Source organism: Desulfovibrio sp. JY, assembly GCA_021730285.1.
Classification (GTDB): Bacteria; Desulfobacterota; Desulfovibrionia; order Desulfovibrionales; family Desulfovibrionaceae; genus Solidesulfovibrio.
The window spans coordinates 3,078,921-3,105,505 of the sequence record CP082962.1; the positions used below are offsets into that span (position 1 = coordinate 3,078,921).

The 26,585-nt window shown below is 64.0% G+C and carries 27 protein-coding genes; 8 read left to right on the top strand and 19 right to left on the bottom strand.

The window, feature by feature from the left end:
- Positions 1 to 2: 2 nt before the first annotated feature.
- Both K9F62_13710 and K9F62_13715 read right to left on the bottom strand, forming a co-directional pair.
- Positions 3 to 1,124 (bottom strand): AI-2E family transporter, encoded by a 1,122-nt coding sequence (locus tag K9F62_13710; protein UJX39767.1) that lies wholly within the window; start codon positions 1,122 to 1,124, stop codon positions 3 to 5.
- A gap of 68 nt (positions 1,125 to 1,192) precedes the next feature.
- Positions 1,193 to 1,438 (bottom strand): DUF2905 domain-containing protein, encoded by a 246-nt coding sequence (locus tag K9F62_13715; GenBank protein UJX39768.1) that lies wholly within the window; start codon positions 1,436 to 1,438, stop codon positions 1,193 to 1,195.
- A 62-nt stretch (positions 1,439 to 1,500) separates the two neighbouring features.
- On the opposite strand from K9F62_13715, the gene K9F62_13720 reads away from it, so the two are divergent.
- The 4 genes from K9F62_13720 (at position 1,501) to K9F62_13735 (ending at position 5,117) form a co-directional block, all read left to right on the top strand.
- Positions 1,501 to 2,631: a pyridoxal phosphate-dependent aminotransferase gene (locus K9F62_13720; protein ID UJX39769.1), complete on the top strand. Its 1,131-nt coding sequence runs from the start codon at positions 1,501 to 1,503 to the stop codon at positions 2,629 to 2,631.
- Positions 2,632 to 2,768: 137 nt separating this feature from the next.
- On the top strand, positions 2,769 to 3,509 hold the full coding sequence (locus tag K9F62_13725; GenBank protein UJX39770.1) for a basic amino acid ABC transporter substrate-binding protein: 741 nt from the start codon (positions 2,769 to 2,771) through the stop codon (positions 3,507 to 3,509).
- A 71-nt stretch (positions 3,510 to 3,580) separates the two neighbouring features.
- Positions 3,581 to 4,390, top strand: coding sequence for an amino acid ABC transporter permease (locus K9F62_13730; protein UJX39771.1), 810 nt, complete (start codon positions 3,581 to 3,583; stop codon positions 4,388 to 4,390).
- Positions 4,377 to 5,117, top strand: coding sequence for an amino acid ABC transporter ATP-binding protein (locus K9F62_13735; protein ID UJX39772.1), 741 nt, complete (start codon positions 4,377 to 4,379; stop codon positions 5,115 to 5,117). The genes K9F62_13730 and K9F62_13735 overlap by 14 nt, the downstream gene beginning before the upstream one ends.
- 317 nt (positions 5,118 to 5,434) lie before the next feature.
- Here K9F62_13735 and K9F62_13740 read toward each other — a convergent pair whose 3' ends face one another.
- The gene (locus K9F62_13740) at positions 5,435 to 6,091 is read right to left on the bottom strand and encodes a hypothetical protein (GenBank protein ID UJX39773.1); all 657 of its coding nucleotides are present in this window, start codon (positions 6,089 to 6,091) and stop codon (positions 5,435 to 5,437) included.
- Between the two features lie 13 nt (positions 6,092 to 6,104).
- Positions 6,105 to 7,949 (bottom strand): adenylate/guanylate cyclase domain-containing protein, encoded by a 1,845-nt coding sequence (locus K9F62_13745; GenBank protein UJX39774.1) that lies wholly within the window; start codon positions 7,947 to 7,949, stop codon positions 6,105 to 6,107.
- Positions 7,950 to 8,182: 233 nt separating this feature from the next.
- Here K9F62_13745 and cysK point away from each other — a divergent pair, with 233 nt between their 5' ends.
- Together cysK and K9F62_13755 are read left to right on the top strand one after the other, a co-directional pair.
- Complete coding sequence (gene cysK, locus K9F62_13750) at positions 8,183 to 9,112, top strand: cysteine synthase A (protein UJX39775.1); 930 nt, start codon at positions 8,183 to 8,185, stop codon at positions 9,110 to 9,112.
- A gap of 5 nt (positions 9,113 to 9,117) precedes the next feature.
- The gene (locus tag K9F62_13755; GenBank protein UJX39776.1) at positions 9,118 to 10,059 is read left to right on the top strand and encodes a serine acetyltransferase; all 942 of its coding nucleotides are present in this window, start codon (positions 9,118 to 9,120) and stop codon (positions 10,057 to 10,059) included.
- A 160-nt stretch (positions 10,060 to 10,219) separates the two neighbouring features.
- Here K9F62_13755 and K9F62_13760 read toward each other — a convergent pair whose 3' ends face one another.
- Genes K9F62_13760 through K9F62_13770 form a run of 3 tightly spaced genes read right to left on the bottom strand, consistent with a single transcriptional unit; the run spans position 10,220 to position 12,374 of the window.
- Entirely contained in the window at positions 10,220 to 11,308 is a 1,089-nt protein-coding gene (locus K9F62_13760) for a tetratricopeptide repeat protein (GenBank protein UJX39777.1), read from the bottom strand.
- Between the two features lie 14 nt (positions 11,309 to 11,322).
- Positions 11,323 to 12,114, bottom strand: coding sequence for an HD domain-containing protein (locus K9F62_13765; protein UJX39778.1), 792 nt, complete (start codon positions 12,112 to 12,114; stop codon positions 11,323 to 11,325).
- Complete coding sequence (locus tag K9F62_13770; GenBank protein UJX39779.1) at positions 12,111 to 12,374, bottom strand: hypothetical protein; 264 nt, start codon at positions 12,372 to 12,374, stop codon at positions 12,111 to 12,113. Before K9F62_13770 ends, K9F62_13765 begins: the two co-directional genes overlap by 4 nt.
- 240 nt (positions 12,375 to 12,614) lie before the next feature.
- Here K9F62_13770 and K9F62_13775 point away from each other — a divergent pair, with 240 nt between their 5' ends.
- Positions 12,615 to 13,013, top strand: a complete 399-nt coding sequence (locus K9F62_13775; GenBank protein UJX39780.1) for a response regulator — start codon at positions 12,615 to 12,617, stop codon at positions 13,011 to 13,013.
- Positions 13,014 to 13,228: 215 nt separating this feature from the next.
- On the opposite strand, the gene K9F62_13780 is transcribed toward K9F62_13775, so the two are convergent.
- The 6 genes from K9F62_13780 to K9F62_13805 form a co-directional block, all read right to left on the bottom strand.
- Positions 13,229 to 13,939 carry a hypothetical protein gene (locus K9F62_13780; GenBank protein ID UJX39781.1) on the bottom strand — a complete coding sequence of 237 codons (711 nt, stop codon included), beginning with the start codon at positions 13,937 to 13,939 and terminating at the stop codon, positions 13,229 to 13,231.
- A 2-nt stretch (positions 13,940 to 13,941) separates the two neighbouring features.
- The gene (locus K9F62_13785) at positions 13,942 to 15,210 is read right to left on the bottom strand and encodes a sulfite exporter TauE/SafE family protein (GenBank protein ID UJX39782.1); all 1,269 of its coding nucleotides are present in this window, start codon (positions 15,208 to 15,210) and stop codon (positions 13,942 to 13,944) included.
- Positions 15,211 to 15,296: 86 nt separating this feature from the next.
- Positions 15,297 to 15,686 (bottom strand): response regulator, encoded by a 390-nt coding sequence (locus tag K9F62_13790; protein UJX39783.1) that lies wholly within the window; start codon positions 15,684 to 15,686, stop codon positions 15,297 to 15,299.
- 180 nt (positions 15,687 to 15,866) lie between these two features.
- Entirely contained in the window at positions 15,867 to 17,303 is a 1,437-nt protein-coding gene (locus K9F62_13795; GenBank protein UJX39784.1) for a sigma-54 dependent transcriptional regulator, read from the bottom strand.
- Complete coding sequence (locus K9F62_13800) at positions 17,288 to 18,805, bottom strand: CHASE3 domain-containing protein (protein UJX39785.1); 1,518 nt, start codon at positions 18,803 to 18,805, stop codon at positions 17,288 to 17,290. Before K9F62_13800 ends, K9F62_13795 begins: the two co-directional genes overlap by 16 nt.
- Positions 18,806 to 18,997: 192 nt before the next feature.
- Positions 18,998 to 21,001: a methyl-accepting chemotaxis protein gene (locus K9F62_13805; protein UJX39786.1), complete on the bottom strand. Its 2,004-nt coding sequence runs from the start codon at positions 20,999 to 21,001 to the stop codon at positions 18,998 to 19,000.
- 285 nt (positions 21,002 to 21,286) lie between these two features.
- Between K9F62_13805 and K9F62_13810 the strand changes: the two genes are divergently transcribed.
- Complete coding sequence (locus K9F62_13810; protein ID UJX39787.1) at positions 21,287 to 22,099, top strand: hypothetical protein; 813 nt, start codon at positions 21,287 to 21,289, stop codon at positions 22,097 to 22,099.
- A 496-nt stretch (positions 22,100 to 22,595) separates the two neighbouring features.
- Here the strand turns inward: K9F62_13810 and K9F62_13815 are convergent, their stop codons facing one another.
- The 6 genes from K9F62_13815 to K9F62_13840 all read right to left on the bottom strand — a co-directional run bounded on the left by K9F62_13815 (position 22,596) and on the right by K9F62_13840 (position 26,540).
- Entirely contained in the window at positions 22,596 to 22,805 is a 210-nt protein-coding gene (locus tag K9F62_13815) for a TOBE domain-containing protein (protein ID UJX39788.1), read from the bottom strand.
- A gap of 42 nt (positions 22,806 to 22,847) precedes the next feature.
- Positions 22,848 to 23,057, bottom strand: a complete 210-nt coding sequence (locus tag K9F62_13820) for a TOBE domain-containing protein (GenBank protein UJX39789.1) — start codon at positions 23,055 to 23,057, stop codon at positions 22,848 to 22,850.
- Between the two features lie 475 nt (positions 23,058 to 23,532).
- Entirely contained in the window at positions 23,533 to 24,336 is an 804-nt protein-coding gene (locus tag K9F62_13825) for a bacteriocin family protein (GenBank protein ID UJX39790.1), read from the bottom strand.
- A 21-nt stretch (positions 24,337 to 24,357) separates the two neighbouring features.
- The gene (locus K9F62_13830; GenBank protein ID UJX39791.1) at positions 24,358 to 24,738 is read right to left on the bottom strand and encodes a ferritin-like domain-containing protein; all 381 of its coding nucleotides are present in this window, start codon (positions 24,736 to 24,738) and stop codon (positions 24,358 to 24,360) included.
- 119 nt (positions 24,739 to 24,857) lie between these two features.
- Positions 24,858 to 25,490 (bottom strand): hypothetical protein, encoded by a 633-nt coding sequence (locus tag K9F62_13835; protein UJX39792.1) that lies wholly within the window; start codon positions 25,488 to 25,490, stop codon positions 24,858 to 24,860.
- 9 nt (positions 25,491 to 25,499) lie between these two features.
- Positions 25,500 to 26,540, bottom strand: coding sequence for a TPM domain-containing protein (locus tag K9F62_13840; protein UJX39793.1), 1,041 nt, complete (start codon positions 26,538 to 26,540; stop codon positions 25,500 to 25,502).
- Between the last annotated feature and the right edge of the window lie 45 nt (positions 26,541 to 26,585).

The following is a 26,585-nucleotide window of genomic DNA, read 5'->3' on the forward strand; positions in this document are numbered from 1 at the left end:
GCTTATTTTTTCCCGTGACCGGCTTTCGCTTTGGTGTCGTCCGGGCGGCAGTTGGCGCTTTTTTCCCCGGGCAGGCACTGTTGCAGGTCGTTGCCGAGGATGACGTAGCGGAAGATGAACACCGACACCGGCACCCCGAGCACCATGCCCCACAAGCCGAAGAGCTTGTGCCCCACGTAGAGGATCATCAGCGTGACCAGCGGGCTGATCTTGAACATGGCGGCCACGATGCGGGGGTTTAGGATGTAGGTCTCGATGGTGTGCACGATGATGATCATGACGATGGCCCACAGGGCGTGGTGGGGGCCCGTGGTGTTGACGGCCACGAGCACGATGGGGGCCGAGGAGATGAACGTGCCGAGCACCGGGATCAGGCCGCAGAAGAAAACCACCGTGGACAGGAGCATCACGGGTTGGATACCGAGGAAATGCATGCCGATGGCGGTCAGTATCGTGTTGACCGCGGCGATCAGCATCTGGGCGCGAAACCCCATGCCGACCACCACCGCGAAACGCACCACGCTGCGGGCCGTGACGTCGTAGATGTCGCGCAGCCGCGAATCGCGCATGGCGATGGTCTTGGCCCGGAGGTTGGGGAAGTCGAGCATGATGAGGAAGCTGAAAAGCGTGCCCAGGAGGAACGTCGAAACGTAGGTGGAAATCTGGTTGAAGGAGTTGACGGCGATGGTGAAAAGCGTCTGCGCCTTGACGCCGACCAGGGCCTCGATGCTCAGGTAATCCTTGACCTTGGCGATGGGCGCGGCCATGTCCGGGGCCAGCCAGGCCCAGTTGTCCAGGTGGCCGCGCAGGGTCTCCAGGGTGTCGGGCAGCTTTTTGAGGAACGACGTCGATTCGCTGCCGAGCTTGGGCAGCACCGAGGAGACGATGGTGAGCACCACGGTCACGAACACGATGTAGACCACGGCGGCCCACAGGGTGCGCGGCAACTTGGTTTTGACGGCCAGGGTGTGGATGAGGCCGTTAAAAAGGAAGCACAGGATGTAGGTGATGAAGACCAGTCCGAACAGGCCATAAAAGTTGGCCAGCCAGACCAGACCGAAAAAGGCGGCCCAAATGGTGAGGGTCTTGTTGGTGCGCAAGAACTGGACGATGTCGAATGCCATGGTGAAGGGCAGTCGCTAGCACAAAAAAGTGCGGTGGACAATCGCAACCATGCAGGAAACGCCGATTGTCATTTGCGGAAGATCCAGGCCAGAACCGTGAGGGCGATGCTCACCACAAGGCAGGTGACCCAGGGAAAATAAAAGGAAAAACCCTCGCCCCGGTAGCGGATGTCGCCGGGCAGCCGGAAAAGGGGAAAACGCTGCCACAGCCCCTGCCAGAATCCCGGCCGGTCGGCCAGGAGAAGGACCGCCAGCCCCAGGCAGGCCACAGCGAGGCCCACCACCAAAAGAACCTTGCCGACCGCGTGATTCATGGGTATGTCCGCTTGTTTTCGATTCCCCAACCTATCCATCCTTGAAAAGGAAAGCAAACGCCGTGCCCTTGCCCCCATTTCGCCTGGAACGTTTTTTCGCCTGTCATGAGTTCACCGCTCCAAGCCTGCTGTGCGCCTCGGACGGCGAGACCATAAGCGTGGCCGAACTGCTCGACCTCGTGCCCGGATCGGCCGAGGGCCTTTCCCGCCTGCGCCTGGGCTACACCGACTCCCGCGGCGCGCCCGAACTGCGGGAAGCCATTGCCGGACTCTATACGACCATATCCCCGGACGACGTGCTGGTTCACGTCGGGGCCGAGGAGGCCATCTACACCTTCATGCAGGCGGCGCTTGCCCCGGGCGACGAAGTCGTGGTGCCAACGCCGTGCTACCAGTCCCTGTCCGACGTGGCCGGGAGCCTGGGCTGCCGGGTGGCTCCCTGGCGTTGCGATCCGGCCTGGGGGTTCGCCCCGGACATGGGGGAACTCGGTGCACTGCTCGGGGACCGGGCCAGGGCGTTGGTGCTCAATTTTCCCCACAACCCGACGGGCTACCTGCCCTCGCCGGAAGTCTTCGCCGCCATGATCGGGCTGGCCCGGGAACGCGAGGCGCGGGTTTTCTCCGACGAGGTGTATCGTTTTTCCGAAGCCGAAGGTGTGGCGACGCTGCCTGCCGCCTGCGACCTCGATGCCGGGGCCGTTTCCCTTGGCGTGCTGTCGAAATCCTTCGGCCTGGCCGGACTGCGGGTGGGCTGGGTGGCCTGCCGCGACCGGGAGTTTCTGTCGCGCATGGCCATGGTCAAGGACTACCTGTCCATCTGCGGCTCGGCGCCGTCCGAGTATCTGGCCGTGTGCGCCCTTGCGGCCAAGGACGCCCTGCTTTCGCGCCTGCGGGCGCTTTTGGCCAAGAACCGTTCGTTGCTGGAAGCCTTTTTTCATGAACGCTCGGACCTTTTTCATTACGTTTCGCCGCGCGGCGGGTTGACCGCCTTTCCGGGACTCGTGTCCGGGGACGCCGACGGGTTTTGCCGGGCCGCCCTGGAGCGCGGCGGGCTGTTGCTCCTGCCGGGCCGTTTGTACGGCGAGGAGTGGCCGGACCGGTTTCGCATCGGGTTCGGCCGGGCGGATTTCCCCGATAATTTGGAGAAATTTGCTGATTTTTGTCAAAATTGGCAGCACGGGGCCAAGGCGTAAAATAGTCCGAAAGAGGTGAAATACGGAGTCCCACGGCTTGAATTTTGGTGTTTTTTCGGCCACAAGGGCGTGACACACAGTTCGTTGCGCTGGGGATGTCCCTTTTGCCTTGCCACTTCCAACAACAGGAGTTCTCCATGGTCAAAAAATTTGTTTTGGCCCTGGCCCTTGTGGCCATGACCGCCTCCCCGTCCCTGGCCAAGACCATCGTCTTCGCCACCGACGCCACTTGGCCGCCGATGGAATTCGTCAACGCCGACAAGCAGATTACCGGCTACGCCATCGAGTACATGAAGGCCGCCGCCAAGGAAGCCGGGTTCACGGCGGAATTCAAGGCCGTGGCCTGGGACGGCATCTTCGCGGGCCTTGCCTCGGGCAAGTACAACGCCATCTGCTCCTCGGTGTCCATCACCCCCGAGCGCAAAAAGACCATGGATTTCTCCATCCCCTATTTCAAGGTGCGCCAGGCCCTGGTCATCCCGGCCAAGTCCACGGCCAAGTGCATCGACGACATGAAGGGCAAGACGCTGGGCGCACAGATCAGCACCACTGGCCACTTCGCCATCAAGAAGGCCGAAGGCGTCAAGGACAAGTCCTATGACGAGGTCGGCCTGGCCTTCGAAGACCTGTACAACGGCCGCATCGACGGCGTGGTTTGCGACGATCCCGTCGCCGCCCAGTACGCTCTGCAAAACGAGAAGTACAAGGGCGCGCTCAAGATCGCCTGCATCATCGAAGCCGGCGACGAGTACTACGGCATCGCCGTGAAAAAGGGCGACAAGGAAGACCTCGACCTGATCAACAAGGGCATTGAGGCGGTCAAGAAAAAGGGCATCGACAAGCAGCTGCTTGCCAAGTGGATCGGCGGCGGCAAATAGCGCTCGCGTAAAACGCAACCTGACGTCCGCCGGCCCCGAAAGCCGGCGGACGTGTCTGGCGGAATCGTCTCATGACCAAGCAATGCAATGATCCTGGCGAGGAAGGGAATACCGTCATCGACGTGGGCGAGGGGGCGGCCATCCCCAAGCCCTCGGACAAGGGCCTGGTTTCGGCCTGGCGTATCTCGTTCGCCGGCGCGCTTCTCACCCTCGGCTGCCTGCTTTATTTCAAGCCCGATCCCTACCTGAAGATTTTCCGGTTCGTTCCCGACGGTATCCTGATCACCTTCCAGGTCACGGTCTACTCCATCGTCCTGGCCCTGATTTTCGGCCTCATCACAGGGCTTGGCCGCATCTCGCGCAACAAATACATCAACCTCATCGCCTCGACCTACGTGGAGGTCGTGCGCGGCGTGCCGCTGCTGGTCCAGCTCTTCTATATCTACTACGCGCTGGGACGCCTCGTGCAGGTCCCGGATCTGCTCGCGGCCGTCATTTCCATGAGCGTGTGCTACGGAGCCTACATGGGCGAGGTCTTCCGGGCCGGCATCACCGCCATCCCGGTCGGCCAGACCGAGGCGGCCCGGTCGCTTGGGTTCACCCGGGCCCAGACCATGTACTACGTCGTCCTGCCCCAGGCCTGGCGCACCATCCTGCCGCCGGTCGGCAACGAATTCATCGCGCTTTTGAAGGACACCTCGCTGGTCTCGATCCTGGGCGTGGCCGACCTGCTGCGACGCGGCCGCGAATACGCCTCGGAGTCCTTCGAGTACTTCGAGACCTTCACCATGGTGGCCGTGATCTACCTGATCATCACCCTGATCCTGTCCAAGCTCGTGAGCATCATGGAGGAGCGGTTGTCCAGCCATGTCAAACGATAGCCCGATCATCAGCATAAAGGACGTCAGCAAGTTCTTCGACCACGTCGTGGCGCTCAAAAACGTCAGCCTCGACGTGGCGCAGGGCGAAAAAGTGGTCATCATCGGCCCGAGCGGCTCCGGGAAATCCACGCTGCTGCGCACCATCAACCGGCTGGAGAACATCAGCCGGGGCCGGATCGTGGTGGACGGCCACGACCTCGACGACAAGACCGTCGACATCAACAAGGTGCGCATGGAAGTGGGCATGGTCTTCCAGAGCTTCAACCTGTTCCCGCACAAGACCGTGCTCCAGAACGTGACCCTCGCCCCGATCAAGATCAAGGGCATGGCCAAGGCCGAGGCCGAAGCCATGGCGCAACAACTCCTGGACAAGGTCGGCATCCTGGAAAAGTCCGACGTGTTCCCGGCCAAGCTCTCGGGCGGCCAGCAGCAGCGCGTGGCCATCGCCCGGGCCCTGGCCATGAGCCCCAAGATCATGCTCTTCGACGAGCCGACCTCGGCCCTGGACCCGGAAATGATCGGCGAAGTGCTCGACGTCATGGTCAAACTGGCCCGCGAAGGCATGACCATGGTCTGCGTGACCCACGAAATGGGATTTGCCCGCGAAGTGGCCGATCGCATCGTGTTCATGGCCGAAGGCGAAATCCTCGAAATCGCCTCGCCGGAAACCTTCTACACCAACCCCTCCCACCCCCGTACCCAGAAGTTTCTGGAACAGATTTTGTGAGGTGGGCTTGGGGGAACGGAACCGGGGGAGGGGACCCTTTTTTGAAAAAAAGGGTCCCCTCCCCCGGACCCCCACCCTCCCCAAAAACTTTCAAAGGGGTGGTTCCTTGTAAAGTTTTCGAAAGTAAAATTCCGTATTTCCTGAATGGAAAAGGGGGATTGGCTCGGGCCAATCCCCCTTTCATTTTTCGATCGCTCCTCTCGGAGACGCTCCGCATCCCCAACTCCTCCCCTATAAGAGTTTTTCGGGGAGGGTGGGGGGTGTGGGGGGCGGGAACCCCCTTTTTGCAAAAAGGGGGTTCCCGCCCCCCACATAGCTTACTCCACTTCCCAATGCGCCAAGGTCTGGTTGTCGGGGTGCGCTTCGCGCAGGCGGCGCAGTTCCTCGGTGAGGCGGCGTTTCTGGCCCAGGCGGGCGAGTTCTTCGAGCAGCACGATATCCGGTTCCATATCGCCGGGGGCGGCGGTGGCGCGCATTTGGGCCACTTGTTTTTCGACGGCGTCCAGGTCGGCGCGTTCGTCGTCGCTCAAGGTTTTGTCCTCGGGCACGGTGACGTCACGGGTGCGTACCTGGGCGGTGGCCTGTTCGCCGGCCTGGGTCAGGATGGACGAAGCCTGGCCGCCGGCGGGCTTGGTGCGCAGCGGCAGCTTGTCGATGACGGGCGGGGTGTCGCTGTCGGCGCTTTGGCCGCCGTCGGCGGTGATGACCACCTGGGCCGGGCCGGTCCAGGTTTCGCGCACGCCTTTTTGCAGGAAGGCGAGCTGGACGTCCGCGCCGCGCGGCAGGTCGAGCCTTTCGCCTTCGCGTAGCCGGGTGAAGACTTCCAGTGGTTTTTTCGGCCCGTCGACGGGCGACAGGGTTATCTGGCCGTTTAGGGCGGAAACGAGGCACACCAGGCGGGGCGCTTCGGCCGAGACCGACGTGCACAGGGCCGCCAGCAGCAGTGTGGTGAGAAGGAGTGTACGGCGACGCATGGATCGCTCCTTTTTATTGGTCGGCCAGCCCGAGGATTTCCAGGGCCGGCACGGGTTCGCTCTTGCCTTTCACTTGGGCCTGCTCGGCACGTCCCGTCAAGATGCCGGGCCCGGCCAGTTCCACCGTGGCCCGGCTGGCCACCACCGGGCAGCCCATGACCTTGGTGAAGCCTTCCAGGCGCGAGGCGGTGTTGACGGTGTCGCCGATGACCGTGAAATCGAGACGCTGGCGTGAGCCGATGTTGCCGACGACGGCCGGGCCGCTGTGCAGCCCCACGCCGATGTGAAATTCCCAGTCGCCGAGTTTGGGGAAGCGCTGCCGCATCCAGCCCTGGAATTCCCGGGCCGCTTCCACCATGCCGAGCGCCGTGGCCAACGCCTGCCGGGCGTGGCTGGGATCGGCCAGGGGCGCGCCGAAAACGGCCATGACCGCGTCACCGATGAATTTGTCGATCATGCCGCCGTGAGCCAGGATGATGTCGCAGACCTTGGAGAAGTAGGCGTTTAGCAGTTCGACGACTTCCTGCGCCGAGAGCTTCTCGCTCAAGGTCGTGAAATTGCGGATGTCGGAGAAAAGGATGGTGACCGTGGCCAGCGATCCGCCAAGGGCTGGCGGCTGGCCGCTTTTGAGGATGCCGGCGATGGCCGCCTCGGACACGTATCTGCCGAAGGCGTGGCGGATGTGGGCCTTTTCGCGTTCGCCTCGCGTCAGGCGCACCGCGTTGGCTCCGGCCCAGGTGAGCGTCAGGCCGACATCAAGCCCGGCCAGGGGCAAAAGCCAGCCGGTGCGAAACAGGCCGTAGCCCAGGCCGAAGGAGGCCAGGCCGCAGGCCATGGTTGCCAGCACCGACCGCCCGGGGCCGAGTCGGGCGCAGGCCAGGGCGCAAAGGGCCAGGAAGGGCAGCCAGAGGGCGGACGCCGTGACATGCCCGATGGGCTTCAGGCTGCGGCCGGTCAAAAGCGCCTCCACGATGTTGGCGTGGATTTCCGGGCCGGGCATGAATTCCTTGGGCGCGCCGAAAAGCGGCAGGGAGTAGGGGGAGGCCAGCCGGTCGTGAGCGCCGTGGATGTCGATGCCGAGGATGACCACCTTGCCGGCCAGCGCCTTCACTTCGGGATCGTCGGCCGCGTCCTTGGCCAGGAGTCTGGCGAAGCTTATGTGCTTGAAGGTCTCGGGCGGGCCGGAAAAGACGATGGGCCGCGGGGCCAGGGCCGCCGGCGTGTCGATGTCGGCCAGCCCCGGGGCCTTGGGATCGGCTTTTTGGGCCAGGGCGGCGGCGAACGACAGCCTGGGCTCTCCCTTGGAATAGAGCGCCGGGGCGAAGCGGCGCACCACGCCGTCGCGGTCGAGCGGCACGTTGGTGAGCCCCAGATCCGCCTCGTGTCCGGGCAGGGCGATCAGGTAATCGGCCGCCGGCAGGCTGAAGGCCGGTTCGCCGGATTCGTTGGAGACGCTGGCGGCCAGGATGACCTTGCCCTTGGCCAGCTCCAACATGAAGTCGCGGTCGAAGTCGCGGCTGGCATCGGAGCCGATGATGTCCATCCAGGTGACAGGGGAAAGGGCCGGCTGGATGTCCAGGCCGATGGCCGCCACGCCCACCTTGTGCAGCGTGGCCAGGATCTTGGCGTACAGCGGTCCCCAGAAGACCAGCGGCCGGTCCGGTTCGGCGGCGAGGGCCTCGTCGTCGAGCAGGGCCACGGCCACGCGCGTGGGCTCGTGGCGCTTGCCGGCGAGGACGTGCCACAGATCCGAGTTCCAGGCATCGACGCGCCTGGCCGGTTGCAGCGAGGAAAAGAAAAGCCCCGCCGTCAAGGCGGCGAGGATGAGGCAAACATAAAAAAAGGGCTTGAAGTGCATGGCGGTTCCGCGATTGCCGGCTCAAAGGCGCGGCGGGTGGGTTGGCCCGGGACGGGCGACGGAGCCCTTGTCGCGCGAACGGCTGCCGGCGTCCACGAAAAAATGCGGGGGTCCGCCCGGTCGGTGGCGGCCCGACTTTTTTGCGCGGACGGCTTGCCTAAGACGCGGGAGTGCTCCACAATTGGCAGGGCTTGCAACCGCTGCCGTGGCAGCGGTCGAAAAGGAGGATATCTATGCGCGTTGCCGACGATATGACGCAACTGACGGGCCATACCCCCATGGTCTGGCTGACCCGGCTGGCCGAGGGCTGCGTGGCCCGGGTGGCCGCCAAGCTGGAATCGTTCAACCCCTGTTCCTCGGTCAAGGACCGCATCGGCGTGGCCATGATCCTGGCCGCCGAGCGCGACGGCCGCGTGCGCCCCGGGACGGTCATCGTCGAGCCCACCTCGGGCAACACCGGCGTCGGACTGGCCTTTATGTGCGCCGTTCGCGGCTACAAGCTCGTCCTGACCATGCCGGAGTCCATGAGCGTGGAACGCCGGGCGCTTTTGCGCGGTTTCGGGGCCGAGCTGGTGCTGACCCCGGCGACTCAGGGCATGCGCGGGGCGGTGACCCGGGCCGAAGAGCTCGTGGCCGATCTGCCCGACGCCTTCATGCCCATGCAGTTTTCCAACCCGGCCAATCCCGATGCCCATTACCGGACGACCGGCGTCGAGATCTGGGAGGACACGGACGGGCTGGTGGATGTCTTCGTGGCCGGCGTGGGCACCGGCGGGACGCTGACGGGCGTGGCCAGGGCGCTCAAGGAGCGCAAGCCGGCGGTTCGGGCCGTGGCCGTGGAACCCGCCTCCTCGCCCGTGCTTTCCGGCGGCAAGCCCGGACTGCACGCCATCCAGGGCATCGGGGCCGGATTCGTGCCCGAAGTGCTGGACATGGGCGTGGTCGACGAGATCTTCCCCGTGGAAAACGAGGCGGCCATGACCACGGCCAAACGCCTCATGCGCGAAGAGGGCATCCTGTGCGGCATCTCTTCCGGGGCCAACGCCCATGCGGCGATCACCATCGCCAAGCGTCCGGAAAACGCCGGCAAGATCGTCGTGTTCGTGGTGTGCGACACCGGCGAACGCTACCTGTCCACGTCGCTTTTCGCCGAGGAGGCCTGATCGCCGTGAGTCCCATCACCCAGCCGCCGCGCCGTAAACCTTCGCCCGTGGAGTGGGTGGCCGAGATGCTGTGCGAGGAAGCCTCCTACCGCACGGTCTACCACCGGCCCCTGCACGACGAGCCCATGCCGGCCATCAAAACCCTGGCCGAGCTCATGGAACGCCTGCGGGCCGTCATCTTTCCGGGCTATTTCGGCCATTCCGACATCACCCCGGAAAACATGCGCTTTCACATCGGAGCCAACCTCGACGCCATCTACCGGTTGCTCACCGACCAGGTGCGCCGGGGCTTCTGCTTCTTTTGCGACCTCGACGGCACGGGCGACTGCCAGGAATGCGAGGAAAAGGCCCGGCGGCTGGCCGGCGACTTCCTCATGCGCCTGCCGGAAATCCGCGAGGCCCTGGCCGAGGACGCCCAGGCCGCCTACGAAGGCGACCCGGCCTCGCGTTCGCCCGGGGAAACCATCTTCTGCTACCCGAGCCTCACTGCGCTCACCCACCACCGCGTGGCCCATGAACTGCACCTGCTCGGCGTGGACCTCATCCCCCGCATCATCACCGAAATGGCCCATTCCGCCACGGGCATCGACATTCATCCCGGCGCCACCATCGGCCGGCGGTTTTTCATCGACCACGGCACCGGCACGGTCATCGGGGAAACCTGCATTATCGGCGACAACGTGCGCCTGTACCAGGGCGTGACCCTCGGGGCGAAAAGCTTTCCCAAGGACGAGGAGGGAATGCTCGTCAAAGGCATCGCGCGCCACCCGGTCGTGGAAGACGACGTGGTCATCTACTCCGGGGCCACCGTGCTTGGCCGCATCACCATCGGCAAAGGCTCGGTGGTCGGCGGCAACGTCTGGGTCACCCGCGACGTGCCTCCCTATTCGCGCCTGATCCAGCAGGGACCGGGCGGCGGCGTCAGTTGCGACGGCGGAGGGATTTGAGCGGGATGGAGAGGGTAGGGATAGGGCAGGGATAGGAAGGGAGAGGGCAGGGGCGCTGCCCCTGTACCCCGCCGGGGGACTTGATGTCCCCCGGACCCCCTTTTACCGGGTTGGGATGACGGGTGGAACTGCTGCTGGCAAGCGGCGAAGCGCCGCTTCCTCAGTCGTCGCGCAGCGATTCCGCCGCCTGTTGCCGATCGTCCGGTGGCGGGGCTGGGGGAGCGGCGCGGGGATATTCGCGGCCGAAAAGTTTGCGGTAGAGTTTGCGCCCTTCCTCGAATCCGGGGCTGCTGTCCAGGGCCTTTTCCACGCAAAGCTTGGCGTCCTCGGTATTGCCCATGAAGTAGTAGGCCTTGGACATGTTGAAGTGGATATTTTCGTCGCTTGGCGTGAGGGAAAGGGCCTGCTTGTAGGCGTGCAGGGCGCCGGCGAGGTCGCCGCTCTTGCGCAGCTTGACGCCGAGGGAGTTGAAGGGGTTCGGGGTGTTGGGATCGTATTTGAGGATCTCGATGAACAGTTCCTTGGTCTCTTCCATGTGGTTGAACTGGGCGTGGATTTCGGCGGCCTTTTGCAGGTTGCGCTTGAATTCGTCCAGGTCTCCCTTGCCCTTGTAGGCATCGGCCAGGCCTTTGTAGGCTTCGGCGTACAGGTCGTTTATCTTGATGGCCTTTTTGAAGGCGATGATGGCCTGGCCGTATTTCTGGCGCACCAGGCAGCGGCAGCCCATGTCGTAGTACTTCTGGGCCATGTTTTGTTCGGTGATGATTTCCTCGAAGGCCTCGATGGCGTCGTCGAAGTTGCCCATGGCCACCATTTCGCGGGCGTCTTCGATCTGCTGGCGTTCGATCTCGGTGACGCGTTCGACCTGGCAGCCGCGCAGCACGTGCTTGCGGAAGGTCTCCTCGGAGTAGGGGCGCAGGATGTAGCCGGCGCAGCCCACGGCGATGGCGTCGAGAACCTTGTCGCGCTGGCTCTGGGAGGTGACCATGACAATGGGCACGTCCTTGAGGCGCCGGTCGCGGCGGCTGGCGCGCAGGAACTGGGTGCCGTCCATGTCGTCGAGCTGGCTGTCGAGGAGCACGACGTCGGCGCGGTTGGCGGCGAGGAAGGCCAGGGCTTTTTCCCCGGAGGCGAACTGTTCCACGCACCGGGGGCGAAAGGGGGCCAGGGAGCGCCGGTCGCGTCGGACGTTTTCCTCGTTGCCGCTGACGATAACGACTGTATCGAAGAGGATCGGGGAGAAGTCCATGGCGCCTCCGTTCGTCAGGGGGAAACCGTTTCGCGTGGGGCGAACCGGTCGTGGTAGCGTGTCTTGAAGGCGAGCAGGTCGGGCAAGTCCGGCAGCGCGTCGAAAAGGCCGGCAACGAGGCCGCGGGTGAAGAATTCGCGCCGCGTCCGGGCGAAGTTCATGTCGTTGATCCAGCTTAAAAGCAGCAGGGCGAAGTCGTTGGTGGAGCCCATGGCGTAATAGTTTCCGATGCGGCCGGCTTCGATGTCTTCGAGGAAGACGGGGTTGTAGGCGTCCGGGATGTCGGGCAGCCCCAGGAACACCACGGCGTCCTTTTCCTTCGGGTCTTGAAAATGTTCGAGCATGACCCGGACGATATCGAGCTTGTCGGCGTCGCGCGCGATGCGGACAAGGGCCAGGGCGTCGGCATCCGCACCGGAGGCGACGCGCGCCGGAATGGCTCGTTTATTGTGGCAGATGATGGCCGTGCGCACAAGGGTTCGGGACCGTTTGTCCAGCTCGGCCAGGGCCTTTTCGCGGGCCAGGGCGATGGTGCCGAGGATGGCGTGGTTGGCGCTGTCGGCGTCGCGGAAGGTGTGAAAGCGCCGGTATTGGGGAAAACGGCCGGTATCGTGCAAAAGTCCCGTGATGACGGCTAGTTGGCGCATCTTCCCGGACAGGTCCAACGCTTCGGCCTGGGCCCCGGCCTCGTCCATGACATGCAGGCTGTGGGTGCGCTTGAGATCCAGATGGGCGTCGTGGTCGGGTGTTCCCTGGCGGTGCGCGTCGACAAAGGTCTCGAACCAGGCGCGAATGGCCGTGATCATTGTTCGCGCCGGTCCTTGTCCTGGTTTGCGGGGTCTTCCGGGTCCGGTTCGTCGAATTCCTTGTCGCGCATGGGGCCGCCGGGGCCGAAAAGATAGCGCAACAGCCAGGCCATGCCGCCGAGGATGGCCAGGATGAAAAGCCCTTTGAGGATGACCGAGAAAAAGCCTTCCTCGAGACCGGGGCCGAAAGGCCAGGTCTTGTGCCAGCTTGGTTCCACCTTGCTGGCGGCTTGGATTGCCAAGGCGTTCAAAAAAAACATGCGGTTGCTCCATGGCGCCGATAGCGCATCCCATGCGACTTACGCGGGATCGGGCCGTGTTGCAAGACGCGCCGGCCCATGGACGGAACGGGGAGCGGTTGATTACAGGATTAACGTCCCGGCGCATTGCTTTCCCCGCGCTTTGCGCTTACAAAAGACCACTAGGCTTCTTCGCGTCTTTTGTCCGCGAGGCCACTTCAGCACAGGGTTATTACAGGCGGTACGGTTGAGGAGGCGGCGATGCGAGTGTTGGTAGTCGAGGACGACTTTACGAGTCGGAAGATCCTCCAGAAAATTCTCGGCCCCTATGGCGAGGTCGACATCGCGGTCAACGGGCTTGAAGCCGTCGAGGCCTTCAGTCAGTCCCTCGAGGACGACAATCGCTACGACCTGATCTGCATGGACATCATGATGCCGGAGATGGACGGGCAGACGGCGCTCAAGACCATTCGCGCCATCGAGCGGGAGCGCGGCATCACGCCGGCCCAGGAAGCCAAGGTGGTCATGACCACGGCCCTGGACGATCCCAAAAACGTGGTGGAAGCCTATTACAAGGGCGGGGCCACCTCGTACGTCCCGAAGCCCATCGACAAGCACATGCTGCTGCATCTGCTCAAAAACCTCGGCATCATCGAATAGCCGGGGGCGGCCCCTCCCCTTGCCGGCGCGCGGACGGCGCTCTCCCCGTCCTCTTGCCCCACGGAACTCTTCGCGGCTTTCGCGGCGCGATGCGCGCCAGGCGGCTCTTTTTTGCCTTTTCCGCCATGGCGGCCGCGCAACCGCCCCTTCACAATACAAAACCCCGGCCCGCCACATGACGGACCGGGGTTTCGCCCTTTTGGGGGGCGGGGGGGTTACACTTCCTTCTTCATCTTGGACCGGGTCATGGAAAGCCCGATGCCGTTGAAGATGTCGAAGATGGCGAAGCCGTACCAGACGGTGTAGAGGAGGTAGAAGGCCAGCATCCCCGTGACGAGCAGCATCTTTTCGCTGACGTGCTCGGCCGGGATGCCGTAGAAGTTGTAGGCCGGCTCGATGGCCTTCTGGTTGACGTCGTTGACGACGTTGGCTTCATGGATGAGCTTTTGCTTTTGCAAGGGCTGGATCATGGCGGCCAGCATCGTGTACCAGGTCTCCATGGCCTTCTTCTCGTCCATGCCATAGAAGTCCGCCACGGGCTTGCCCTCGTCCTTGTACATGTAGTCCGAGTCGGTCAACACCTGCGACAGGATCTTGTGCAGGTTGCCCTTGATCTCATAGAGGTCGCCCTTGGCCTCGCCGCTCGCGCCGACCTTGGCCAGCAGGATATCGGCCGTCTTGGCGATAGTGGGGTCCTTGAACTTGACGGTGACGTCAAGCTGCTTGTCCATGACCGTGTCGACTTCCGCCTTGACCTTGGGGATGAAGTACGAGGACCCCTTGGCCAGCTTGTTGAAGAAATCGTCGGAGAATTCCAGCCCGTTTCGACCCTGGCCGAATATGGGCAGGAAAATCACTATGAGAACGCCGATGAAGGAGGCCATCAGGAGAATGCCTGTGGTCAGCTTTTTCTTGCTGGCGATCATGGCTAGTTCACCTCCTGGTGATGGAGATTGGCGAGGTTGGTGACGAACTTGCTGATGACCCAGACCATGAACACGGCCACCACGATCCAGAAGAGGATGTTGCCGACGAACTCGATATTGCCCACCACGGCCTTGGGCCAGTTGATATAGCCCATTTCCATGAACTTCTTCGGCAGCGCGGCGATCCGGTTGATGAAGCCGGCCAGGATGGTGATGGCGTAAAAGCCCCGGATATGGATGCCCTTGACCACCTTGGTGGTCAGCGCGCCGACCTGGATGCCGAGCAGGGAACCGAGCAGCATGCCGACGGCCAGGGAATAGAACACGTAGCCGTAAATGGCGTACTGGGCGATGGAGCCGACGCCGGCGGTGAAGATGATCTGGAAAATGTCCGTGCCCACGGTGGTCATGGAAGAGACGCCGAAGATGTAGACGAACATGGGGAAGGTGACGAAACCGCCGCCCATGCCCATCAGCGCGGACAGGATGCCGACGAGCAGGCCGCCCGAGGCCACGATCCAGCCGGAGATGCGCTTGCCGCCGGGCACGAAGTCCTCGTCGAAGGGGATCATGGGGGCGACGTTGAGATTTTGCAGTTTCGCGCCGATGCTGGTGACGCCCGTGGCTCCGCCGTGACTGTCAGTGCTGCTGCTGGCGGCCGGGGCCGTCTTGCGGGTGGCCCGGATGTAGTCCGTCATGGCGTAGATGCCCAGGAAGCCGAGTATCAACACGTAAATGATGCTGATGAAGGTATCGGAAAGGAGCGGGTCCTTGTTGTAAAACCATTTGTTGATGGCGCCGCCGACGAAGGTGCCGGAGATAGAGCCCACCAGAAAGGCGATGGCCAGTTTGACCGAGACGTTGCCAAGCTTCTTATGGACCGTGGTGCCCATGATGGCCTTGGCGAAGATGTGGAAGAGGTCGGTGCCGACGGCCAGGATGCCTTTGACGCCGACGGACATGAGCGCCGGAGTGATGATAAATCCGCCGCCCGCGCCGATGCAGCCGGTGATAAGCCCGGCGGCCAGGCCCACGGCGATGGAGGCAAAGAAGATCGTCGAGGTGTAAAAGGCCGGGGCATAGGCGTGCTTGCCGCCGAGATAACCGCCGGCTTCGGCAAAGGAGACCGCGATGATGGGCAGCAACAGGATCCCGAGAATGAGCAGCTTTTTACGATTTTTTATGATGGATGTGGATACTTCCAAATCCCATTGCGCATGAGCGATCGATCCTGCCTTGAGGAATTCATAGACCTGCCTGCCGAATCCCATTCCTTCTTCCTCCGTTTTGAAAGTCCGTGTTCGCGCGCTTTACGTCGCGCGATACCCCAACCCCGCGACGTTTGCTTCGCTTTCCCCTAGCCTGCCTTGCCGGGTTCGTCCTGTCCGGCCCGATTGGCGAGCACCTCGCGCACGACGTGCTTGAGGCGCTCGAAATCCCCTTCCTTGCGCACCCGCACCACGCTGCCTTCGTCGCCTTCCTGGCCGGCGAAGACGTGCAGCACGACGGGCAATCGGGGGAAGAGCCGGGTCAGGCGCGGCACAAGGCTTGCGCCGTCGCTGCCGCCGATCTCGGCGTCGAGCACGAGCAGATCCACCAACTCCGGTTCCCGCAGCAAGGCCAGGACTTCGGCGCCGGAGCTCGCCGTGGTGACGGCGTAGCCCTCGCGGCCGAATTCCCGGCGCAGCAGTTCCCGGATATTGGCGTTTCTCTCGGCTATGACGAGCGAGGCCTGGCAACGTTTCACCGCATGCTCCCTGACAAGGTTTTGTCAGGACATCGCAACTCCCGTGCCAGGGAGAGGGGAATCTGGGGAAGAGCTAGTTCGTTGTAATAAAACGATTTTTCAAAAACAGCCGATCAACGCCGCAAGCGTTGCGACATCCGGGCTGTCAGCTATTTTTACGGCTTGTAAAAGGGAACGGGATCAGGAGCGGCTGTCGCGCACGCGGGATTCGATGCGCAGGCCGTACTTTTCGATCTTGGCGATCAAGGTCGGTCGGGACAGGCCGAGGAGCCTGGCGGCCTGGGTGCGGTTGCCGCCCGTGGCTTCGAGGGCCTCGCGGATGACGAGCTGGCCGAAGTGGTCCATGAGCTCCTCGAACAGGCTTTCCCGGCCGGAGGCGAGTTGCCGGCGGATGAAATCCGCCAGGGCGTCGCCCGTGGCCTGGGCGGCGAGGTCGCCGTTTCGCAGCGGTTCGCCCGAGGCCTTCTGGATTTCCTCCGGGCCAAGGGTTGCTCCCCGGTTGAAGATGAGCGCCTTTTTGACCGTGTTGCCAAGTTCGCGCACATTGCCCGGCCAGGGATTGGCGGTGAGAAGCGCCATGGCCGCCTCGGACACGCCGGGATCGGGATGGCCCATCTCCTTGGCGTAGCGGGCCATGAAATAGCGCACCAGAAGCGCGATGTCGCTGGGGCGTTCGCGAAGCGGCGGCAGGGTGAGGCTGACGACCTTGAGCCGGTAGTAGAGGTCCTCGCGGAACTGCCCCTGGCGCACGGCCTCTTCCAGGTCGCGGTTGGTGGCGGCGATGATGCGCACGTCCACCGGGATGACCTGCCGTCCGCCGAGCCGCTCCACGTTTTGCTCCTGGAGCAGGCGCAGGATCTTGGCCTGGATGGCCAGCGGCATGTCGCCGATCTCGTCGAGGAAGACCGTACCGTGGTTGGCCTGCTCGATCTTGCCCACCTTGCGGCCGGTGGCCCCGGTGAAGGCGCCTTTTTCGTAGCCGAACAGCTCGGATTCCAGAAGGGTTTCGGGGATGGCCACGCAGTTGATGACCAGGAAGGGTTTGTCGGCCCGTAGCGAGTGCTGGTAGACGGCCCGGGCCACCAGCTCCTTGCCGGTGCCGGATTCGCCGCGGATGAGCACCGTGGCGTCCGTGGGCGCGGCGCGGCCGATGGCCTTGTAAAGCTCCTGCATGGCCGGGCTGCGGCCGATGATGGCGTCGGCGGCCAGGGCCTGCTCGCCTTCCTCGCCGACGGCCACGCGGCTGCGCATGGACCGGCCGGCGGCGATGGCCTTGTTGATGAGCTTCAGGATGTCCGGGATGTCGAAGGGCTTCAATATATAGTCGAAGGCCCCCAGCTTGGTGGCCTCGATGGCGATGTCCGTGGTGCCGTAGGCGGTCATGATGATGACCGGGAGCCTGGGCTCGATCTCGCGCATGGCGGCGTAGGCCTCGAGCCCGGAGATGCCGGGCATGCGCACGTCCATGATCACGACGTCGGGCGCGGCCTCGCGTACGGCCGTGATGCCGGCCTCGCCCGAGGAGGCGGTGCGCACCTCGAAGCCCTCGGCGGCCAGCAGCCGTTCGAAGCTCATCCGCAGCTGATGATCGTCGTCGACGATCAGGATCTGTTCCATTCGCCTGCCCCTTCGTACGGAAAGACCATGGTGAACGTGGCCCCCTTGCTCTCCGGGGACTGGACCGTGATCCAGCCGCCGTGCTCCTCGACGATGCGCTTGACGATGGGCAGCCCCAGGCCCGACCCCTCGCCCTTGGTGGTGAAAAACGGCTGGAAGATGTTCTCGATGAGCGCTTGCGGGATGCCTGGCCCGCTGTCCGAGATGCGCACGGCCAGGATATGGCCGTAGGAGTCGAGCACGCCCACCTCCTCGCGGATGTGAATCTCGCCGCCTTCGATCATGGCTTCGCAGGCGTTGAGCACGAGGTTGACGAGGGCTTCCTTGAGCTGGTCGGGATCGGCGTTGATCGGGGGCAGGGGGCGGACCCGGTCCAGGGTGACGGTGACGTTGTAGGATTCCAGGCGGTGCTTGAGCAGGGTCAGCGTCGTGTCGACCACGTCGGAGAGGCTGACGGGCTGGGCGGTGAGCTTGGGCGGCCGGGCGAACTCCAGGAAGTTGCGCACGATGGTGTCGATATGGCCGATCTCCTCGGCGATGACCTCGAAATCCTCCTTCTGGGTCGGGTCGAGCTTGAGCCCGCGCTCCAGGGAGAACAGCCGCATTTTGACCGAGGTCAGCGGATTGCGGATGGTATGCGCCACGCCGGCGGCGAGCCGTCCGGCCATGGCCAGCTTTTCGGACTGCATGAGGTGCCCCCGGCTTTGCTCCAGGTCCAGATGGGCCTGGTCCACGTCCTTTTCCAGGTCGCGGAACTTCTGGCCAATGGCCTTGACCTCGTTGGACACGCCGGCGAGCGCCTCCTTGCTCCGTTCGCCCCGGGCCAGCCGGCGGATGGGGTCGAGGATCTGGCTGACCAGGACGTAGGCCAGGAAAAAGCCCAGGCTGGCGTTTATCGCCACGCCGATGACGGCCACGCCCATGACCATGTCGGTCCGTTCCAGATAGATGCGGCCGGTGCGGCGCATGCGGTTGCGGAAGAAGTCCTTGAACCGCTCGCACAGGTCGCGCAGGTCGTCGAACTCGTCGCGCACCTCCCAGTGCTGGTCCTTGGCCGCCTCGATGCGTCCCTGCTGGTAGAGGTCGATGACGTTGTCCTTGGCGTCGGCGTATTTCTTGTACGCCCGGGTGATGGCGTCGAGCAGCTGGATTGCCTCGGGCGCGTCCACCTGCTGGCGGATGCGCTCCAGCCACTGGCTGAAGTTGCGCCGGCTTTCGTCGAGTTTGCCGAGCCAGGAGGCGTCATGGCTCAAATAATAGTAGGTGGCGTAGCCCTTCTGGTTGAGCAGGGCGTTTTCCAGCTCGTGGGCGGCGGTCAGGGCGGCCAGGTCCTTGTCGGCCGTGGCCGTGTAGAGGTCCCGGGCCATGGCCGCGTACCAGATCATGATGACCGGGCCGGTCATGTTGACCGCAAGCAGGCTTCCGAGCAGCAGATAGACCCGGGCGCGTAGGCCCAGGCGGGAGAGCGCGGCGAGTCCGAAGGCGGTTTTGGCGTCGGTCATGGGTGTTTGTCTTCTCGGCGTCCGCCGGTGCCGGGGGTAAGGCCATGGTTGCGACCCGCCGTATCGACGTCGATGCCGGTTAGGGTCTTACCGACGCCGGCCGGCCGTGGCAACGTTTTCCGTCACCGCGGCCGGGATCGGGCGCTTCCACGGGGTTTCCAAGGCACCGGCAGGCCGTTTGGGGCTGCGCGGTCAGGCGGCCAGGGCGCGGGGGCCGGGAAGCGCGGCCTGATCGCCGCGCAGCCGGGCAATGAGCGCCTTGAGCTCGTCGGCCATGGCGGCCAGGGAATGGGCGGCCTTGGCCGTGGCCTCGACGCCGGCCACATTGTCGTCGGCCACCTGGTTGATCTCGGTTATGGCCCGGCTGATCTGCTCCGAGGCGGCGGACTGCTCCTCGGCCGCCGTGGCGATGGACTGGACCTGACCGGTCGTGGCGTCGGCATGGCCCACGATGGCGAGGATGGCTTCGCCGGAGTGTCCGGCCAGGGCGTTGGCGTCGGCCACGGCGGAAACGGCCTGGTCCATGCTCTTGATGTTGCGCCCGGCGGCTTCCTGAATGGCCCGGATGCGCGATTCCACTTCCTTTGTCGCCACCATGGTCTTCTCGGCCAGCTTTCTGACCTCGTCGGCCACGACCGCGAATCCCCGTCCGGCCTCGCCGGCCCTGGCGGCCTCGATGGCGGCGTTTAGGGCCAGCAGGTTCGTCTGGTCGGCAATGTCGTTGATCACGCCGACGACCTCGCCGATGGACTGGGCTTCCTGGCCGAGGCTCCCCATGTCGGCCTTGAGCTCCATGGCGATGTCGTTGACCTTGGCCATGGACTGTCCGGCCTGCTTGACCACGTCCGCGCCCGTGGTGGCGTTGTCGCGGGTTTCCTCGGCGGTTTGCGCGGCGGCGCCGGCGTTCGAGGCGATTTCGAGGACGGTGGCGTTCATCTGGCTGACGGCGGTTGCGGTCTCGTCCACGCGGCGGCGTTGCAGCTCCACGCCGGAAGCCGACTGTTCGGTCTGGGCGGAGAGGTCCTTGGCGGCGGTGGACAGGCGGCGCGAGATATTGCCCGCTTCATCGGCCACGGCCTGCATCCGGGAAAGCGTGGCGGCCAGTTCCTCTTCCTTGCGCTTGGTTTCGAGCATGGCTTCCTCGGCGGCCCGGGCCTGCCGGCTGGCCTCGGCCTGCTTCTCGGCCACCTGACGCATCTTTTCCTTGAGGTTGGCCACCATGGCGGTGATGTCGTCGCGCAGCACCGCGCATTCGCGTTCGAAGTGGCCCTTGGGCCGGGCGTCCAGGTCGCCGGAAGCCACCTGTCTGGAATAGGCCCCGAGCGCCGAAAGTGAGCCGGTGATGCCGCGAATGATCCACAGGATCACGAACAGCACGACGACCCCAAGCGATCCCTGGACGGCCAGCATGGACCAGTCCACGATCGTCTGGACCTCGCCTCGGCGGGCGGCGTAGAAGCGCTCGATCTTTTCGAAATGGGGCATGAGATCCCGGCCGTTTTGCACCATGGCGGCGGCGATATTCTTGGCCTTGGCGCTGGCCGCGACGTAATCCTTGAAACTGCGCTGGTAGGTGTCGAGGACCGTGGTGAAACTCTTTTTCTGCTCCGGGGTCAGGTCCGGGTTGCCGGCGACCATGGTTCCGAGTTGCTTCACCGCCGCGTCCACCTTGCCCACGTAGGTCTCCGCGTCACGTAACTGCCAGTTTTTCTCATGGCGGCGGATGCTGAGCAAAACGATCTGGAAATCCTTGTCCGTCACCGGCTTGAACTTCGTATCCAGGTCCCTGGCGGCGTACACGAAATTGCGCATCAGCCCCTGGTTTTCATCGAATCCCTTGCTGCGCTGGGTGGCGACAAGATCCTCGAAGCCCTTGCGGTAAGCGGCCAGTTCCGTCAACGCTCCCCGGACCTCCTGCGCCATGGCCGCATCCAGGCCCGACAGCAGCGTGATGTCCTCCCTGACCTTGTCGGCATGGGCCAGGGTCGGCGCGACATACTTCGGGTCCAGGTGCAGCAGGAAGTTCTTCTCTTCCCGTCGGGCCTGCAACAGTTCGGTATAGGCATCCGCCGCCAGTCCCTCGAGGTTGCGGTATTTGGCGGCATAATACTTGCCGGTCCGGTCCGCGGCGACCGAGCAGAGAAAACCCAGCGCACATACGCCTATCAAGAGGAACAATTTCCGCCGGATACCCATTGCAACCCCCTCCGGTCCATCTCTATATGGACCGCATCCCGTATCGCCTTGCCCACACGCGCTCTGCCATGTTGTCGCAAAAGTCATGAAAACCCGCGGGACGACATGGCCCCGCCACAAGCATCACGCAAAGGACATGCCAACATGCAAAGCGTGAATGCTCATGTATTTCATATCGTACCGACCGGTTGCTCCATTTTCGGGGGAAGGGGGGTGTCAGGAATTTTTACAGGGCGTCAAGTCTTGCGCATTGACTTGGCCGGGCGGCTTTGACAAAAAAACAGTATGGAGAAGCACCCTCGTATCGCATTTCCCCTTGGCCGCTTCTGGCGCTGGCGCGGCCGTGCCGCCCTGGTCGGGGCCGGCTGCCTCGGTTTTGTTGCCGCCGCGCCCGGCGTGGCCCTGGCCGACCCGCTGACCGGGGGCGTGCTCGGCAGCGTTTTGCGCGGCGACGAGTTCACCGGGCCACGCGTCCTCGACCTGCTCGTGATCGGATTGGTCATCTTCCTGCTTCTGCGCCTGCTGCTCGGCCGTTCGCGCCGTTCCGGCCAAGGCCAGTCGCAGCCGCCCTACGACCGCTCCGGTCCCGCCGAACCCTACGACGCCACGCCGCCGCCGGCTCCCCCGCAACGGGCAAAACGCGACATGTACACCAATGCCCAGGCCACCTGGGATGCCCTGCGCTCGACGCCATCGGCCAAGACCGCGGCCCAGCCCGCCGGCCAACCCCCCGCAGACGCGACGCCGGACGAGGAATTCCTGGCCGGAGCAAAAATGGCCTACGGCCGCATTCTCCCCGCCATCGCCAAACGCGATTTCGACGATCTGGCTAATTTCACCACGCCCGGGTTTCTGGCCAACCTCAAAAACAGCCTGCCCCTGTCGCCGCCGCCCGCGCCGGACATCCTGCTCGTCGAGGCGACCCTGGCCGAACACCGCGAGGAAGGCTCCCAAACCGTCATGGTCGTGGATTACAAAGTGCTCATCCACGAGAAGGACGCCCCCCACAACACCGACCGCTTCGACCACTGGCGCTTCGTCCGCGACAACGCCTCGCCGGGAGCCAACTGGCTGCTCGACGCCATGGAGCAACGCTAGGCGTTAGGCGTTCTGCTGGCTGGCGGGCTGACGGGCTGGCGGCTGGGGCCCTGCCCCAGGCCCCGGCAGAGGCTCTGCCTCTGCATTCCGCCGGGGGGCGAGCGCGCCCCCCGTGCCCCCCGTCCGGTGTGCTTTGGTCGGGTGGAGGCGGGGATGGTTGCCGGCAAGGCGGAGAGTGGAGAAGATGGCGGCGGAATTTGTCGGGACGGTGCATGTCGCTTCGCGACAAGCTCGTCCCAGGCAAATTCCGCCGCCACCACGCCGTCGCCCCTGCGGGGCGAATGGATATGGAAGAAGACTCTCGGAAGCCTTGGAAGAGTGAGCGCTCTTCGACCCCGTTAAGAATTTTTGGGGAGGGTGGGGGTCCGGGGGAGGGAACCCTTTTTTGCAAAAAAGGGTTCCCTCCCCCGGTTCCTTCTCCTCCTCCTCTCCCCATAAAAAAAGCCCGGTCGCCTCGCGAGAGGCGGCCGGGCTTTTGGCTGGCGCGATAATGCTGTTAGTCGGTCACGATCATGACGCTGGTGGCCTTGACCATGGCCTTGACCTTGGCGCCGGCCTTGAGGCCCAGGCCTTCGGCGGATTCCTTGGTGATCACGGAAACGATCTCGACGCCGGGGGCGGCTTCGATGACGACCTCGGCGTTGACCATGCCGATGGAAACCTTCTTGACGGTGCCGGGGATCAGATTGCGAGCGCTGACTTTCATGGTATTTCTCCTTGAGTTTTTGGTCGGTTGTTTGCGGCGAAACTAGTCGGTGACGACCATGACGCTGGTGGCCTTGACCATGGCCTTGACCTTGGAACCGGCCTTGAGGCCCAGGCCTTCGGCGGATTCCTTGGTGATCACGGAAACGATCTCGACGCCGGGAGCGGCTTCGATGACGACCTCGGCGTTGACCATGCCGATGGAAACCTTCTTGACGGTGCCGGGGATCAGATTGCGGGCGCTGACTTTCATGGAGGTTCTCCTTGTTTTTATGGTGTTGCGGGGAGGGGCGAGTGCCTGATGCCTTCCTGCCGAAAAACTTTGTCCTCGTGGGAAAAGAGATAAGGCATTTCTAACTCACACGCAAATTATTTTTTTCGTGTAAGTAGTGTTATTTTTAACATTAAATAAAACAGCATATTAAACTTATTGAAACACGAAAACAATAAAAGCGTGACAGTATGGAAAAGAAAGGCACTTCCAATTTTGTGGCGAAATATCAGGCTGTTGGAAAGATATTTGGGGGGTCGCATCATGGCGGATTGTTACGAAAAAGTGTCATGAAGGCCTGCGCTATGGCCCGGACGGGCTTGGCGGCGATGGTGCGGGGCGGTCCGGCGGGGAGCCGGAGGGTCGGGGAAGGGGCGGGGCCGTTTCCGGCCGTATCCGTGAAGACACGGCCGAAAACGGCGACGGGGCTTCTTGCCGTCAGGCAAAAGCGGGCGTGTTATTTGTTCCGGTCCAGCCGCACCACCACGGTGGGGTCGAGCACCTGGAAAGTGAATGATTCCAGGAAGAAGAGCGCCACCTTTTCCGTGTCGTGGGAGGAATAGCCGATGGCGATGTCGCCGCCGAGGGTCATCTCCAGGTCGCCGCCCCGGGTCGAGAGCAGGTAGGCTTCCTCGATAAAGGGGCTGACGATGACTTCGCCGCCGAGCATGGTTTCGAGGTACTGCGACAGCGGATAGCCGCGCACGTGTCCCGACAGGGCCACCCACATCTCGGGGCCGACCACCAGGGCGTAAGGGCCTTCCACCGAGGTCTTGCGCAGGGCGGTAAGCCCCTTGGAGACGACTTCGGCGATGTCCTCGGGATTGTCGCCCACGCTCATGCGCGACTGGCTGGAGACTTCCGACAGGCCCTTGATGCCGGCCGGGGCGAAGCCGTGATAGAGGGCCTCTTCCTCGAACCGGACCAGTTTTTCCGCCGCTTCGTCGAGGCCGGCCAGATCGATGTCCTTGCCGCCCCGGGCCGCATTGTCGATTTCGGCGATGTCCAGGGTGAAGGGCACCTTGACCTCGACCAGCGGTTTGACCTGGTGCAGGCCGTAGGTGATGCCGGAGACGGACTGGGGATGGCTGTAGTCGATGCGGCCGAGCGGCACGGCGGCGTATTCCCAGCCGAGCGGACCGGTCACGTCCACCACCCGGCGGGCGGAAAGCATGCTGGTCAGCGTCTGGCGGGCGCGGCTGTCCACGGCGTCCCAGGCGGCTGCGGTGATGGGGGCGAGATCGCGTTTCAAGATATCCATGGCGTACTCCCGTAACGGTGCTTAACGGTTTCCTTTCAGGCTGCCGATGCCGAGGGACCCGCCGGAAGTCGCCTTGCCGGCGGGTGCGCCAGCGCCACCTTCACCGCCGGTGGCAGCGCCTTCCAGGGCGGTGATGTCGCCGCTGGTGAAGAAGTAGGTGCGCATGTTCTCGTCCCAGGCCGGCATGTTGCGGCGCAGCCATTCCAGGCCCATGACGGCGTGTTCGATCTCCTCGTCGCGGTTGTGGGCCATGATGGCCTTGATCTGGGGATCGGTGGCCGCGGCCACGCGCTGATGGTACCAGTTGATGGCTTCCAGCTCTTCCTTGACGCTGTTGAGCGCCCGGACGAAATCCCGGTCCTGGGGCGAAAGTTCGGCAACGGGCTCGTGATACTGATCCATACGTCCTCCGTATGACCCGTTTGAAACGGTCATAGTGATAATTGCCGACAGTATGCCACAGGCGCGAGGGATTGCAACGCCTTGGCCGGAAAAAAGGAAAAGTCCGGGAATGGAGCGGATCAGAGCAGGATAAGGTCCTTGAGCGTATTGGCGTCGCCGGGGCGCGGCGGATAGAGCGCGGCCAGGGCGGTGGCCAGATCGCCGATGACGGCGGTCAGCGCCTCGCAGGGGCGTCCCTGCCGGATGCCCGCGGAAAGCGCGGCCGTCCCCGCCTCGAGGATTCGGGGATCGATCCGACCGGCCAGGCCCGTGTCGGGCAGCACGAAGACCAGCCGTTCGAAAACGGAAATGTAGATGAGCAAGGCGTTGCGGTCGGCAGTGGCGCAAAGGCCCTGGGCGTAAAAGGCGGCTTGGGCCGCGACAAGCGTTTCGTGGCTGGCGCGCGGCTTGGAAACGAAAAGTCGTTTGAGAGAGGGCAGGCGTTTGACGGCCTGGAATCCGGCCAGGGCGAACAAGCCGAAATAAAGCAGGAAAAGCCACATGCCGCGCGTGCCGAAAACCAGCGCGCAAAGGACGCCGCCCACAAGCCCTAGGGCCAGGCCGCAGGCCAGCTCGGCCTTGGGATAGGAATCGCTGGCCCCGACCACCATGGGCACGATCTCGGCCGAGGTCGTGCCCTCGGCCGCGCGCACCGCCGCCACCACTTTTTCCCGGTCCCCGGCGGGCAAAAACGCATTCACCAGATGACGCATGAGAGCCTCCTACCAGCTTCCCGACGAGCCGCCGCCGCCAAAACCGCCGCCGCCCCCGGAGAAGCCGCCGCCTCCTCCACTTCCAAAGCCGCCGCCCCCGCCGCCGATGAAGAAACCGCCGCCGCCGCCCCGGCCGGAGCTGAACAGAAACGGCCCGATCAGCCCGAGCGCGATGCCGCCCACGCACAGCAAGGCCAGCATGCCGATCCCCAGGCCGAAAAGCGCGCCCACACCCGGCATGGTCAGGCCGAAGATGCCGGCCCGGGCCGGGGCCGGAAGCCCGGATAATACGGCCGTCAGGATGATGGCCAAAATGAAAAGACCGAACACCGCGTTGTCGTCCCCCCCCTTGCCCTTATGGGAGGGCGGGGCCTTGTACTCGCCGCGCACGGCCTGCATGATGGCCGAAACGCCGTCCGTGATGCCGGCGTCGAAATTGCCGGTCTTGAATTGCGGCACAATGGCATAGTCGATGATGCGCCCGGACAGCGCGTCGGTAAGCTTTCCCTCCAGGCCGTAGCCCACCTCGATGCGCACCTTGCGGTCGCCCTTGGACACGAGCAGCAGTACGCCGTTGTCCTTGCCCTTTTGCCCGATGCCCCAGGCCTCGGCTACTTTGATGGAATACTCCTCCAAGGACTCGCCCTCGAGGGACGGGATGGTCAGCACCACCACCTGGGTCGAATCCGAACGCTCGAAATCGGCCAGCTCGGCGTCGAGCCTGGCCTTGGCCTGGGGCGACAGCAACTTGGCGTAATCGTTCACCCGCCCGGTGAGCTTCGGCACCTCCAACGCCATCGCCGATGTCGTGACGCAAAGGATGAGGAGGGCGAAGATGATGCTGATGAGGCCTCCGGCGGCCAGGGGAGGCGCCGCCTCCCCTGGACCCCTCCGCCGGGGGGCCGAGGGCCCCCCGGACCCCCCTGACGGGGGGCTCGGGCGCGGGGCGCGGGCCGATGCGCCGGCGCATGCCGCTTCGCGGCAAGCACGCCGCATGCGCGCCGCGCCCTGCCAGGGCAACACATTGGTTGGGCTACTTATGTCGGGCATGCGCCTCCCAATTCATAACACGCTGAGATTGTACAAGTTGCCATG